Raw genomic sequence first — 11920 nt, 5'->3', positions numbered from 1 at the left:
TCAGGCCTCCAGCTTGAATTCGTGGCGAACGGCGGCGGTGATGCCGGTGGCGATGTCGTCCGCCATGCGCGCGCCCTTCTCGGCGGTCGAGCCCCGCGCCGAGGACAGCACCCCGGACGGCGGCACCCACTCGGTGCGGGTCGGGTACATGTCATAGGGCGGAAAGTCCGCCGGCGGGTCGTTGGGGATCTTGTCGAGGCTGACCAGGTGCGGCAGGTAATGCAGCATCAGCGAGGTTTCGATCACCGCTGCGTGCTCCAGCGCAAAGCCGGGGAAGCCGTCGGGGAAGATATCGTCCAGCGTGTCTTCACGGCAGAAGTCCCAGTGCTCAAGGCGCATGACTTCCAGCTCGCAGCCGGGCCCAAGCTCACGCAGCGCCAGCTGAATACCCTCGGTGACAAACCAGGTGTTCTCGTAATGCCCCAGCACCAGCACCAGTCGCTTGACGCCGTGGCGGGCAAACTCGCGCACCGCGTCCTGCACCAGCGCAATCAGAGTCGCGCCGTCGAGACTGGTGGTGCCGCAAAAATGCTGGCCACCACCGCACTTGGGCTGCGACTTGTAGCCGTAGGCCAGCGCCGGGGCGACGATGCCGCCGATCTGCGCCGCCACATCGGCGCTCAGCGCGGTCGACAGCAGGGCATCGGTGCCCAGCGGCAGATGCGGGCCGTGCTGTTCGGTCGCGCCGCAGGGCAGAAACACCACGGCGCCCTGTTCAACACGCTGCTGGTATTCGACCCAGCTGATCTGATCCATATGTACGCTTGTCATGGGCATTCCTCTTGAATTGGCAGGGCAGCGCTCAGCTACCCATCCAGGCACCACCATTGGCGCCCAGTGTCTGTCCGGTGAAAAAGCTCGCCGCCGGCGACAACAAAAAGCACACCGCCGCCGCGATCTCTTCGGGCTGACCAAGGCGCGCCGCCGGAATAGCCAGCTCCTTGGCAATCCACTCTTCACTCATGTGTTCCAGCGAGACCATGGCGGTTTCCACCGGACCGGGGGCCACCGCGTTGATGCGAATCGCGGGCGCAAACTCACGCGCCAGCGCCTTGGTCATGCCGATCACGCCCGCCTTGGCGGTGCAGTAGGCCACGTAGTTTTCGCGCCCCAGCTGACCCAGCTCGGAGGCGATATTGACGATGGCGCCACGGCCCGCGCCGCTCATGCTTTCCAGCGCGCAGCGGCAACAGCAATAAACACCGTCCAGATCGACCGCCATGATCCGCCGCCAATCCTCTTCCGAGGTATCCAGAAAAGACTGCTCCTGAATGATCCCGGCGTTGTTGACCAAGCCGTGCAGCGGGCCGGTGGCGGTGATGCAGGCGAACATTTCCTCGACCGCGTCCGGGTCGCTGACATCCGCCTCAATCGCCACCGCCCGGCCACCGGCCGAGCGAATCTGTTCCACCAGATCGGCGCTGGCACCGGACTGACCGAGGTGGTTGATCCACACTTCGGCACCTTGGCCCGCCAACATCAGCGCGCAGGCGCGGCCAATACCAGTCGCGGCGCCGGTGACCAAAATGCGCTGGCCCGCCAAATCAACCTTCAACATCAGTGCATGACCTCCCCGCGACTGACCACGATGGCCTGCCCGGTAATGGCGGCCGAGGCCGGCGCGCCGAGAAACAGAAAGGTGCCGGCCAGATCGGCCGGGGTGAGCAATTCGGGAATCGCCTGCGCGGCGAGGATGTGCTCCAGCTCCTCGGCTTCACTGCGGCCGCTGTCCTGCGCCATGTTGCGCAGGGACGCCATGGCCGCGTCGGTGCCGACCCAGCCGGGGCACACGGCATTGACGCGAATACCCTGCCCGCCCATCTCCCAGGCCAGCGAGCGGGTCAGGCCGATCACTGCGTGCTTGCTGGCGACATAGGCGGAAAACCCGGCCACCGCACTCAGCCCCCAGATCGAGGACTGATTGATCACGCTGCTGCCTTTGCCGAGCAGCGGCAGCAGTGCGCGGGTCAGGCGCAGCATCGACACCACGTTGTTATCCAGTTGGTGCTGCCAGCGCCGGTTGGCATCGGCGGCGGCATCCTGCAGCGGCGTCGGCAGCTCCATGCCGGCGTTGTTGATCAGCACATTCACCTGTGCCTGACGCTGGCCCAGCTGACTGGCGTAGTCGGCCACCGCCGCGTCATCGTTCAGGTCCAGCACCCGGCCGTGCACTTGCGTCAGCACTGCGAGCTGCTCAACCGTCGCGGCCAGCGCCTGCGCATTGCGGTCGACCAGCTCCAGCCGCGCGCCCTGTTCGGCAAACGCGTGCGCCAGCCCCAGACCGATGCCACTGGCGGCACCGGTAATCACCACGGTGCGGCCCTGATAATCCAGTGTCTGCATGCTCACACCGCCGTCAGGAAGGACACGCCCACCGCGCCGTAGAAGTTCTCGGCACGTTTGGGGCCATCGACGAACACGCCGTAGTCATCGCTCAGTACCCGGCGCACGCGATGACGGTGGAAGCTGCTGAGCAGTTCACTCATCGGCACCACCTGACGGTAGGCATCGCCGTACAGTTCTTCGTGCAACTTGGGCAGGCGATACCAGGGCGCCACCGGCTTTTCGTGATGGGCGTTGTGATAGGCAAAGTTGAGCAGCAGCAGGTTGAGCGACGGCCAGCGCAGCGACACCACATTGCTGAAAGTGTTGAGCTGCTCATAAGCGCGGTCACGCAGCTTGTCGGCCGGGATCTTGCCGTCTTCCTCCAGCACGGCGAAGGCGTCGTAGGTGTGCTGATAGGCATCGGCAAAGCGCAGCACGGTGACCATGATCAGCCAGGCAACGCAGTAGAGCACCAGCGCGCTGAACGACAGCCAGCCGAGTACGGCAAACAGGGCAGCGCGAATCAACAGCACGGTCAGCACCTTGCCGCGACGGGCACGGTGTTTCTCGCTCTTGCTGATAAACGGCAGCAGCACCACGTAGAAGTGCATGATCAGCTCGACCGCCGGGATATACGCCCACTCAAGGGCCAGAATCAGTTTGCGTACCCAGCTCGGCAGGCTGTTGATAAACACCTTGCTGTCGAAGGTGATGACGTCGGCACGGTCGACGTGATGGCGCATGTGCTTGCGGCGCAGGTCCTGAAAGTCGGCGTAGCAGCCGCCGGTCATCCAGCTGAACACCTCACCGGCCAGCGCGTTGTGCGCAGGCTTGCTGAAAATGGTGCCATGGGCAAATTCGTGAATCAGGTAGGCGCCGATGATCATCGCGTGCGCCAGCAACAGCAGCCCGCCCAGCTTGGCCAGCCAGAACGGGGTCAGCAGCAGGCCGAGACCAATCAGGTAGCCGCCAACGCTGTAACCAATCGCCAGACTGTTCCAGACCCGGCCATCGGCGTAACGGTAAAGTGGTTTGGACGTGGACATGATTCCTCCGCAAGTCCGGATCAGGGCAGGCGCAACGCGCCTGCCCGTGGTCTTACTTGGTCAGTTCGCTGACGAAGCTGGCATCGAAGGTGTCGGCAAAATCCGGGATCGCCGGGATCTGCTTGTTCTTCAGCAACAGATTGGCAATCACCGCACCGCTGCCATAGAACGACGTGGTTTCGCTGGACTCAACAAAGTTCTGGCCCATCTCGGACAGCGGGATGTTGTAGACGCCTTCCATTTGCTCCAGCGCCTCGGCACCGCTCACGCCCAGCACCTTGCCGATGATCTCGGCGCTTTCTTCCGGGTGCGCCTGCATGTATTCCAGACCGGCCTGATAGCCCTTGATCATCGCGGTGATGGCTTCCGGGTTTTCTTTGATCTGGTCTTCGCTGAAGGCCAGCACGTCGGTGATCAGGCCCGGTGCGTCCTTGGAGGAGTACACCACGTGGAATTTGTCGCCACCGCCCATGGCGAGGATCTGCGAGACGTTTGGCTCGTAGGTCACGCCTATCGGCAGGCTGCCGGAGGCCATGGCGCTGGGAATGCCCTCAGGCGTCATGTTGACCGACTCGATGTCGCTCTCACCCATGCCGTTGATCTGCAGCGCGTAAGCCAGCAAGAAGTCAGACGGCGACAGCGGATTGAAGCCCACCTGCTGGCCCTTGAAATCGGCAACAGAGGTAATGGATTTCTCGGCAACGATAGCGTCGCCGCCGTAGGAGAAGTCGATCGGCATCACCACGCGGTGCGGCAGCCCCTTGGCCACCGAGCCGACCACCTGATCGTACGTGAGCATGGCACCGTCCACCGCGTTACCGGCCATGGCAGAGGGCAGCAGTGCCGGGTCATTGAAGAACTGCAGTTCGACATCCAGACCAAACTGGTCGTACAGGTCGAGCTTGTCGGCGACGTAGAACGGGCCGTAACCGGCCCAGACAACGGTACCGATGGTCATGGAGTCAGCAGCCTGAGCGGCAACGGGAGACAGTACGGCAGCGGCAGCCAGACTGATGCCGGCCAGGGACTTGCGGACAAAGCTGAAGCGTGGGGCGGTCATGGGTACAACTCCTACACAGTGAGAAAGGCGCACGGGGACAACGTCGTCATGACGGTCTCCCGGGCTTTTATCCCGCCGTGTAGCCCTCATTCCTTGAGAGCCGGAAAACTCTCGGACCAGACACTTGCTGCGCAAGCCGGAACCCTAGTTCGCCTGAGTACCACTCCAATGTGTGATGCGTCATGAGTCAATGACGACTCATCCCGTTTCACTGAGACTTAATGCACGCTTGGTGCCAGCTTTTCGATGAATATCGGAAATGGGCTGTTTTTCAGCCAGTTGCGGGCGATGCAGACGTTGCTACCAGGCTATTTTTCGCCTCGGGCTGCTCCATTTTCGCCCTGATTTGGGGCAAACGCCCCGGGATGCACCCGCTTCAGTCGCACTGCCCCTGCAGCGTCGCCAGCACCCGGCGGCTGCCCGCGTGCTCCCTGTGCTCCCCGAGATAGAGGCCTTGCCAGGTGCCAACGGCGAGTCTGCCAGCGGTCACCGGCAGCGTCAGTTGCACACCGAGCAGGCTCGACTTGATGTGCGCGGTCATGTCGTCCGGGCCTTCATAGGTGTGCTTGAAATAGGGTGCGTCGTCCGGCACCGCGCGGCGAAAGAATGCCTCGAAGTCACCGCGCACCAGCGGGTCGGCGTTCTCGTTGACGGTCAGCGAGGCCGAGGTGTGTTGCAGCCACAGATGCAGCAGGCCAACGCGTACGTCCGTCAGCTCTGGCAGCGCGCGCAGAATCTCGTCATCAATCAGGTGAAAGCCCCGCGCGCGGGGCTTGAGCCGAATCTCTTTCTGCAACCACATGCTGCTTTCACCTTATGTGTGACGGATTTTACAGGTCCTGAGCTCGCTGGGCCTGCTCGGCCAGGCGCAAGGTTTCGTGCTTTTCCATTGCCAGCAGGTCCTGCATCAGCTCACGCCCACCCGCCGTCTCTGCCCGGCCCTGCAGATAACGATACAGGTCCAGCGCGTCGTTGTGCAGGTCAAACACCAGCGCGCAAAGGGCGTCGTGATCCAGCCCGGCGAAGCTCTGGCCTGCGTCCAGCGTGCGCATGCGCGGGTTGTCGGTGAAGTGGTCGTAGACCCAGCTGTCCAGCACCTTGATATCGGCCTGCTGCTCAAAGCGCAGCACCATCTGCTGCATGCGGCGCTCGTGCTCGGCCAAATACCGCAGCAGCGCACTCATGCGCTCACCGGTCTGGCTGTCAGCTGCCCCAGCCTCCAGGCGGCTGGCCAACTGGCCGTGCAGTTGCTGTGTCCACTCGATCAAATCACGGTAGGTTTCTGCTTTCATCTAGCCTCCTGTTGCCGCCGTTTGCACTGCGCGGGTCTGCGTGTCTGTCTATCTGCCTGGCGCTACTTGATCAGCATCCAGGCAGCCATACCGACCATCATCAGATTCTCGGTCAGCGAAATGAAACCCAGCGGTACGTTGCTGTCGCCCCCGACGCAGGCGCATTTCAGCTCGCGCCGGTCGACATACACTGCCTTGAAAACGGAGACTGCGCCGATGACCCCGATCAGCAGCGCGACCGGAATAGCCAGCCACAGCAGTGCGTCAGCAATCATGAGAATGCCGGCCAAAGCCTCGCCAAAGGGATAGAGATAGGCATAGCGCACCCAACGCTGCGCCAGCAGGTCGTAGCCAAGAAACATGTTGGAAAAGCTTTCCAGGTCACGCAGCTTGAGAATCGCCAGCACACACATCGAGATAGCGACAAACCACTCCAGCGTGCGCACGGTAAATACCGTGCCCAAGGCGGCCCAGCTGGCCGCCAGCGCCATCAACGCGGTGCAGGCGAAAACCGCGATAACTGGCTGATAGGTCACCTCATCCGGTTCCTTGACCGACTTGCCAAAGTACCGCCGCAGCTCGTCGTAGCCGCCGATGCGCTGGCCGTCGATAAAGGTCTGCGGCGTGGTGTCCACGTTGTATTCGCGCTGAAATGCGTCGGTTTCCTCGCGGCTGGTCAAATGCCGGTCGTCCACCGTGAAACCCTCGCGTTTGAGCAGATCGAGGGACTTCAGCCCAAAGGGGCAGAGGTGGTTTTTCATCACCATACGGTAGAGTGTCGCGTCGCGCGGTTGATCCGTCATCGGGTCACTCCTGCTGTCTGGTTTGCGTCGTTGCCGCAGCCCCGGCGCCTTTCGCCACTGCGGCGGGTAACACTGGCGCCATGTCCTTGCGACCGCCCGACCGGCGACGAGGTTCCAACCGGCAACGCAGCACTGGCGGCTAGAACATCAGCCGCACACCTGTAACAGCAAACCAGCCGTCTCGATCCTCGCCCTCGTCTGCGGCAAAGTCTGCGGTGCGACCAAAAGCCCGCTCGTAGTGCACGCCAACGTAGGGCACGATGGAGCGATCAACTAGGTCGTAGCTCAGCCGCAACCCCGCCTCCATGCCGCTGAGACCGCGGCCGACGCCCACCGCTTCGTCGTCGGACAACGCCGCATCCAGCTCCAGCTCGGGGGTCAGATGCAGGCGATTGGTCAACAGCAGTTCGTACTCCAGCGCGAGATCCAGCGACACATCGCCGTACTCGTTCACGTAGAGGTTACTATCCATCTCCAGCCAGTAGGGCAGCAGACCATTCAGGCCGACAAATGCGTACTGCCGGTTCTCACCGTCTGGGGTATCAAAGCGCAGGCCGCCGCGCAGATCGATAAAGTCGCTGACCGGGGTTTGCAGCGCGAGACGGTTGTCCAGCGTCTCCCAACTGTCGTGATCAAAGCTGTATTCGGCCTCGCTCAGCCAAAGCGCTTTCAACTCATCGGTGCCCCACCAGGCTTCGGTGCTCCAGTATCCAAGCTCCTCGCCGCTGTCGCCAAAACGGTATTCCAGCGCGTCGGCCTCCAGGCCATAGAAATAGCCGTGGTGCATGGAGTGACGCATCTGCTCGGCTGCTGCCGACGCCGAAGCCATCAGCAGCAACGGGATCATCAGGCGCTTCATGAGTCATCTCCTTCAGGGCCGCCTTCGACAATGACGGTGCGGAACATCCCCGCCGCCGCGTGGTAGGACAAGTGGCAGTGGAAGGCCCACTTGCCCGGTGCGTCGACCTCGGTCTCCATGTAAACGGTGGTGCCGGGCGCCACGCTGATCACATGCTTGACCGGGTTCCACTGGTCAGCGCCCACGTCGAGGATCGACCACATGCCGTGCAGATGCATGGGGTGGGTCATCATGGTTTCGTTGATGAACTTGAAGCGCACCCGCTCGCCGTATTGCAGACGAATCGGTTCAGCGTCCGACTCCTTGATGCCGTTGATCGACCAGATATAGCGCTCCATATTACCGGTCAGCCGTAACTCGATCTCGCGGGTGGGTTCGCGATCTTCATATAACGGCTTTTGGGCGCGCAGGTCAGCATAGGACAGGAAGCGACCGTCGTTATAGGCCTGGGGAATCAACCCGCTGCCCTCGGCGTAGAAGGGATCAGCGGGCAGTGCTGCGGCCTCGCCATGGTTCATGTTGCCGTGATCCATACCGGCCATATCACCGTGGTCCATGCCGCTGTGATCCATGCCGGCCATATCGCCGTGGTTCATGCCGCTGTGATCCATGCCGGCCATGTCGCCATGACTCATGCTGCCGTGGTCCATACCGGCCATATCACCGTGGTTCATGCCGCTGTGATCCATGCCGGCCATATCGCCGTGGTTCATGCCGCTGTGATCCATGCCGGCCATGTCGCCATGACTCATGCTGCCGTGGTCCATACCGGCCATATCACCGTGGTTCGTGCCGCGGTGATCCATGCCGGCCATGTCGCCGTGGTTCATGCCGCTGTGATCCATTCCGGCCATATCGCCATGATCCATACCCGCATGCGCCATGCCCATATCGGCCATGGTCAGCAGCGGCGCCGGACGCAGCGCCGGAATCTCACCCTGCATGCCCTCACGCGGCGCCAGGGTGCCGCGGGCAAAACCCGAGCGACCCATGGATTCGGCGAACAGGGTGTAAGCCTGGTCTTCCTTCGGCTGAACAATGACGTCATAGGTCTCGGCAACACCAATGCGCAACTCATCCACCGTCACCGGCTGCACGTTATTGCCGTCGGCCTGCACCACGGTCATCTTCAAGCCGGGCAGGCGCACATCGAAGTAGGTCATGGCAGACGAGTTGATCAGCCTCAGGCGCACCCGCTCACCGGGTTTGAATAATCCGGTCCAGTTCTGCTCCGGCCCCTTGCCGTTGATCAGGCCGGTAAAGCCCTGCACATCCTCGATGTCGCTCGACATCATGCGCATATCACCCCACATCAGCCGATCCTTCAGCGTGGCGGCCAGCCCGCGCTCGCGGCTATCGCGCCAGAAGTCGCCCACCGTCTGCTGCTGGCGGTTGTAGTAGTCAGCCGAGCTTTTCAGGTTGCGCATGATGCGGTCGCCCGAGTGCGGGTGCTTGTCGGTCAACTGCACCACGTACTCGCGGTCGTAGCGAAACGGCTCGCGCCCGTCCGGCTCAATGATAATCGCCCCGTAGGCGCCGTCCGGCTCCTGAAAACCCGAATGGCTGTGAAACCAGTAGGTGCCAGACTGCTTGATCGGGAAGCGATAGGTGAAGGTCTCGCCCGGGGCAATGCCGGGGTAGCTCAGCCCAGGTACGCCATCCATTTGATAGGGCAATATCAGCCCGTGCCAGTGGACCGAGGTGGGCTCATCCAGATTATTGGTCACGTGGATGGTGACGTCTTCGCCTTCGCGAAAGCGCAGAATCGGGCCGGGCGAGGCGCCGTTATAGCCAATGCCCTGCTTGCGAAAATCGCCGGTGTCGATGGTCACCCGGTCGACGGTCAGGCTGTATTCACCCGCCCAGCTGATCAGCGGCAACAGCGCCAGGGCGGCAACAAATCCCTTATTCAACATGAATGCCTCCGACCATCCCGGCCTGATAGTGGCCGGGCACGTTGCAGGCGAACTCCAGGCTGTCGGCACTGGCGAAGGTCCAGACCAGCTCCGCCTCCTGCCCCGGCTCCAGCAGCAGGCTGTTGGCGTGGTTGTGCTCCATGGTGTGGCCGCCGCCCATGTCCATCTTCATGCGCTCATGGTTGAGGTGATCGCCCTGAATCACGCCATGCTCCACCATCATCTGCATCTGCCCCTGATGAGCCTCGTGCATGGCTGCGGTGCCGATGTTGAACTCGTGCACCAGCGCACCCTCGTTACGCACCTTCAGGCGCACCGTCTCGCCCGCGGCAAAGCTCAACTGCTCGGGTTCGAAGTAGTTGTCGTGCATGACAATCTCGATGGTGCGGCTGACCTGTTGCGCGTCGCCGGGCTGACCGCCCTCGCCCGCTACCGCGCCCGCGGCCGTTGTTGCGCCGAGCAGCAGCGCTGCGACCACCCCGTTCACTGTGCGATTCATGCGTGTATCTCCTGTTGCTGAAAGGCCCACCAACGGACGCAGAATTGACAGCCAGGCTGGCTTTGCCGTGGATGCGACCGGCTCGGCCATCACCGCAGACCAGTTGGCGCAGCAGGAAGACTACCGATTGATCGTGCTGGATATCGGTCTGCCCGACGGTGACGGTCTGCAGCTGCTGGCACGCTGGCGCGATGCCGGGCGTGACCTGCCGATTCTGCTGCTGACCGCCCGCGACCGCTGGCAGGACAAGGTCAATGGCCTCAAGGCCGGTGCCGACGACTACCTGACCAAGCCCTTTCACCCGGAAGAGCTGCTGGCGCGCTTGCAGGCGCTGCTGCGCCGCAGCGAGGGCCGTAGTCATACACAGATTCAGGCGGGTAACTACCTGCTCGACGAAGAGCGCCAGCGCGTGCGTAGCCCCGACGGCGAGTGGCACCCGCTGACCGGCACCGAGTTTCGCCTGCTGCGCTGCCTGATGAGCCGCCCCAATCGCCTGCATCCAAAAGAGGCGTTGCTGGAGCAGCTCTACAACCTGGATGCCGAGCCCACGCTCAACACCATCGAGACCTACATCCGCAGGCTGCGCCTGCTGATCGGCCGCAACGCCATCAAAACCCAGCGAGGGCAAGGCTATGTCTTTACCGCCGAAGACTGAGCGCAGCCGCTCGATCCGCACCACCCTGCTGCTCTGGCTGCTGCCCTTTGCCACGCTGTTTATGCTGCTCGCCTGGTATCTGCATGGGGCGCTGCTGGACCGCATGTCCCGCGACTTTGTCGAAGAACGGCTACAGCAGGAAATCACGCTGATCGAACAACAGCTGACCAATGGCGGCGGCTTGCAGACGCTGGACAGCAACTACTTTGGCGCCATGTCGCACCACCTGTTTGCCATCCGCTTTGGCGACCAGACACGGCTCTCCCATCCACAGTGGTCCGCCATGCTGCAGCCCTGGCTCGACTTGCCAGAGCAAGGGCTGATCGAGCTGCACGGCACCCCCGCCGGCGACACGCAGGCCCATCGCTATATGGCGTGGCGGGCGGAACGCGAGATCGGCGGCACCGCCGTCACCATCGTTGCCGCCGAGGACTACAGCCGCCTGCAGGCCGGCACCCATGAACTGCACCTGTGGACCGCAGCAGTTGCCATCGGCCTGCTGGTGGTGCTGTTTGCGCTGATCCTGCTCGCGGTGCAGCTGTCGATGCGCCCCGTGCGCCAGCTGCAGCACGACTTGAAAGCGCTCAAGCAGGGCAAACTGCAACGGCTTAGCGATACGGTGCCACAGGAGTTCAGCGGCCTTATCGCTCAGTTGAACCAGTTGCTCGACACCCTGCAGCACCGCCTGCAGAAAGTGCGCGAAGCCAACGCCAACCTGTCTCACCGAATCAAAACCCCGATTGCGGCGATCAACCAGTTGGTCAGCAGCGAGCAGCCCATCACACCCGAGGCCCGCAGCCAGATCAGCCAGCGACTGGACGACATCAGCCGTCAGCTCGACAGCAGCCTGCACGCCAGCCAATCCGGCGGCCCACTGGCCGGAGCCAGCTGCCTGCCACTGGAGCAGACCAGGGAGCTGCTGTGGATGCTCGGCCGCCTGCACAACAACGTCGAGTTTGAACTGGACTGCACGCTGCCCGACAACGCCCGCTGGCCAATTGACGAGCAGGACTTCAGCGAATTGCTGGGCAACCTCGCCGATAACGCGGGCAAATGGGCACAAAGCCGCGTGCGCGTTCAACTAAGCGAGCAAGGCGACGTGCGTACCCTGAGCATCGAAGATAACGGCCCGGGCGTACCGGCCGAGGAGCGCGATCAGCTCGGCACCCGCGGCTGGCGGCTGGATCAGCAGATGCCCGGCCACGGCCTGGGCCTCGCCATTGTCCGCGACCTGGCAGCGCGCTATCAGGGCACGGTGCAGTTTGGCGTCAGCCAATTGGGCGGGTTGCTGGTGCGAGTCGATATCCCGATCCAGACCTAGCCCTCCCGGCAGCTCTCACACCGCACAGCCCACACCATCCCCATCAGGTACTAACCGGGCACATGGGTTACACATCAAACCGGCCACATAGGTAAGACCACCGGCAGGGCTTGGCCTGCTCGACCAACGCCACTCCCTGCACCA

The 11920-nt window shown here is 62.8% G+C and carries 13 protein-coding genes and 1 riboswitch; of the genes, 2 read left to right on the top strand and 11 right to left on the bottom strand.

The window, feature by feature from the left end; genetic code table 11:
* The 11 genes from BM116_RS10365 to BM116_RS10315 all read right to left on the bottom strand — a co-directional run bounded on the left by BM116_RS10365 (position 1) and on the right by BM116_RS10315 (position 9800).
* Positions 1–771: a creatininase gene (locus tag BM116_RS10365; protein ID WP_083725553.1), complete on the bottom strand. Its 771-nt coding sequence runs from the start codon at positions 769–771 to the stop codon at positions 1–3.
* 31 nt (positions 772–802) lie between these two features.
* Positions 803–1558, bottom strand: a complete 756-nt coding sequence (locus tag BM116_RS10360) for an SDR family NAD(P)-dependent oxidoreductase (protein ID WP_083725555.1) — start codon at positions 1556–1558, stop codon at positions 803–805.
* Positions 1558–2343 carry an SDR family NAD(P)-dependent oxidoreductase gene (locus BM116_RS10355; protein WP_083725557.1) on the bottom strand — a complete coding sequence of 262 codons (786 nt, stop codon included), beginning with the start codon at positions 2341–2343 and terminating at the stop codon, positions 1558–1560. Before BM116_RS10355 ends, BM116_RS10360 begins: the two co-directional genes overlap by 1 nt.
* A 2-nt stretch (positions 2344–2345) precedes the next feature.
* Positions 2346–3371, bottom strand: coding sequence for a fatty acid desaturase family protein (locus tag BM116_RS10350; protein ID WP_083725559.1), 1026 nt, complete (start codon positions 3369–3371; stop codon positions 2346–2348).
* 52 nt (positions 3372–3423) lie between these two features.
* Positions 3424–4431 (bottom strand): ABC transporter substrate-binding protein, encoded by a 1008-nt coding sequence (locus tag BM116_RS10345; protein ID WP_083725561.1) that lies wholly within the window; start codon positions 4429–4431, stop codon positions 3424–3426.
* 54 nt (positions 4432–4485) lie between these two features.
* Positions 4486–4590, bottom strand: a riboswitch (guanidine-I (ykkC/yxkD leader).
* Between the two features lie 217 nt (positions 4591–4807).
* Complete coding sequence (locus tag BM116_RS10340) at positions 4808–5233, bottom strand: secondary thiamine-phosphate synthase enzyme YjbQ (RefSeq protein WP_083725563.1); 426 nt, start codon at positions 5231–5233, stop codon at positions 4808–4810.
* A gap of 28 nt (positions 5234–5261) precedes the next feature.
* On the bottom strand, positions 5262–5723 hold the full coding sequence (locus BM116_RS10335) for a hypothetical protein (protein ID WP_083725565.1): 462 nt from the start codon (positions 5721–5723) through the stop codon (positions 5262–5264).
* 62 nt (positions 5724–5785) lie between these two features.
* A complete protein-coding gene (locus BM116_RS18680; protein WP_083725567.1) occupies positions 5786–6526 on the bottom strand; it encodes a glutaredoxin family protein in 741 nt (246 codons plus the stop codon).
* Between the two features lie 139 nt (positions 6527–6665).
* The gene (locus BM116_RS10325; RefSeq protein ID WP_083725569.1) at positions 6666–7385 is read right to left on the bottom strand and encodes a copper resistance protein B; all 720 of its coding nucleotides are present in this window, start codon (positions 7383–7385) and stop codon (positions 6666–6668) included.
* Positions 7382–9301 (bottom strand): copper resistance system multicopper oxidase, encoded by a 1920-nt coding sequence (locus tag BM116_RS10320; RefSeq protein WP_090475141.1) that lies wholly within the window; start codon positions 9299–9301, stop codon positions 7382–7384. The genes BM116_RS10325 and BM116_RS10320 overlap by 4 nt, the downstream gene beginning before the upstream one ends.
* On the bottom strand, positions 9291–9800 hold the full coding sequence (locus BM116_RS10315) for a cupredoxin domain-containing protein (RefSeq protein ID WP_083725573.1): 510 nt from the start codon (positions 9798–9800) through the stop codon (positions 9291–9293). The genes BM116_RS10320 and BM116_RS10315 overlap by 11 nt, the downstream gene beginning before the upstream one ends.
* Between BM116_RS10315 and BM116_RS10310 the strand changes: the two genes are divergently transcribed.
* The gene (locus BM116_RS10310) at positions 9799–10455 is read left to right on the top strand and encodes a response regulator transcription factor (RefSeq protein WP_083725575.1); all 657 of its coding nucleotides are present in this window, start codon (positions 9799–9801) and stop codon (positions 10453–10455) included. The genes BM116_RS10315 and BM116_RS10310 overlap by 2 nt on opposite strands.
* Positions 10433–11776, top strand: a complete 1344-nt coding sequence (locus tag BM116_RS10305; RefSeq protein ID WP_083725577.1) for an ATP-binding protein — start codon at positions 10433–10435, stop codon at positions 11774–11776. Before BM116_RS10310 ends, BM116_RS10305 begins: the two co-directional genes overlap by 23 nt.
* The last annotated feature ends 144 nt before the right edge of the window (positions 11777–11920 follow it).

The sequence above is a fragment of the Halopseudomonas pachastrellae genome, from assembly GCF_900114765.1.
Classification (GTDB): domain Bacteria; phylum Pseudomonadota; class Gammaproteobacteria; order Pseudomonadales; family Pseudomonadaceae; genus Halopseudomonas; species Halopseudomonas pachastrellae.
This window is presented reverse-complemented; position numbering and strand designations above follow the sequence as displayed.

Bases quoted from the DNA above. Each gene is read 5' to 3' on its own strand.
- BM116_RS18680 (WP_083725567.1), bottom strand. From the start codon at position 6,526: ATGACGGATCAACCGCGCGACGCGACACTCTACCGTATGGTGATGAAA.
- BM116_RS10320 (WP_090475141.1), bottom strand. From the start codon at position 9,301: ATGTTGAATAAGGGATTTGTTGCCGCCCTGGCGCTGTTGCCGCTGATC.
- BM116_RS10350 (WP_083725559.1), bottom strand. From the start codon at position 3,371: ATGTCCACGTCCAAACCACTTTACCGTTACGCCGATGGCCGGGTCTGG.
- BM116_RS10305 (WP_083725577.1), top strand. From the start codon at position 10,433: ATGTCTTTACCGCCGAAGACTGAGCGCAGCCGCTCGATCCGCACCACC.
- BM116_RS10335 (WP_083725565.1), bottom strand. From the start codon at position 5,723: ATGAAAGCAGAAACCTACCGTGATTTGATCGAGTGGACACAGCAACTG.
- BM116_RS10315 (WP_083725573.1), bottom strand. From the start codon at position 9,800: ATGAATCGCACAGTGAACGGGGTGGTCGCAGCGCTGCTGCTCGGCGCA.
- BM116_RS10345 (WP_083725561.1), bottom strand. From the start codon at position 4,431: ATGACCGCCCCACGCTTCAGCTTTGTCCGCAAGTCCCTGGCCGGCATC.
- BM116_RS10340 (WP_083725563.1), bottom strand. From the start codon at position 5,233: ATGTGGTTGCAGAAAGAGATTCGGCTCAAGCCCCGCGCGCGGGGCTTT.
- BM116_RS10325 (WP_083725569.1), bottom strand. From the start codon at position 7,385: ATGAAGCGCCTGATGATCCCGTTGCTGCTGATGGCTTCGGCGTCGGCA.
- BM116_RS10365 (WP_083725553.1), bottom strand. From the start codon at position 771: ATGACAAGCGTACATATGGATCAGATCAGCTGGGTCGAATACCAGCAG.
- BM116_RS10360 (WP_083725555.1), bottom strand. From the start codon at position 1,558: ATGTTGAAGGTTGATTTGGCGGGCCAGCGCATTTTGGTCACCGGCGCC.
- BM116_RS10355 (WP_083725557.1), bottom strand. From the start codon at position 2,343: ATGCAGACACTGGATTATCAGGGCCGCACCGTGGTGATTACCGGTGCC.
- BM116_RS10310 (WP_083725575.1), top strand. From the start codon at position 9,799: ATGCGTGTATCTCCTGTTGCTGAAAGGCCCACCAACGGACGCAGAATT.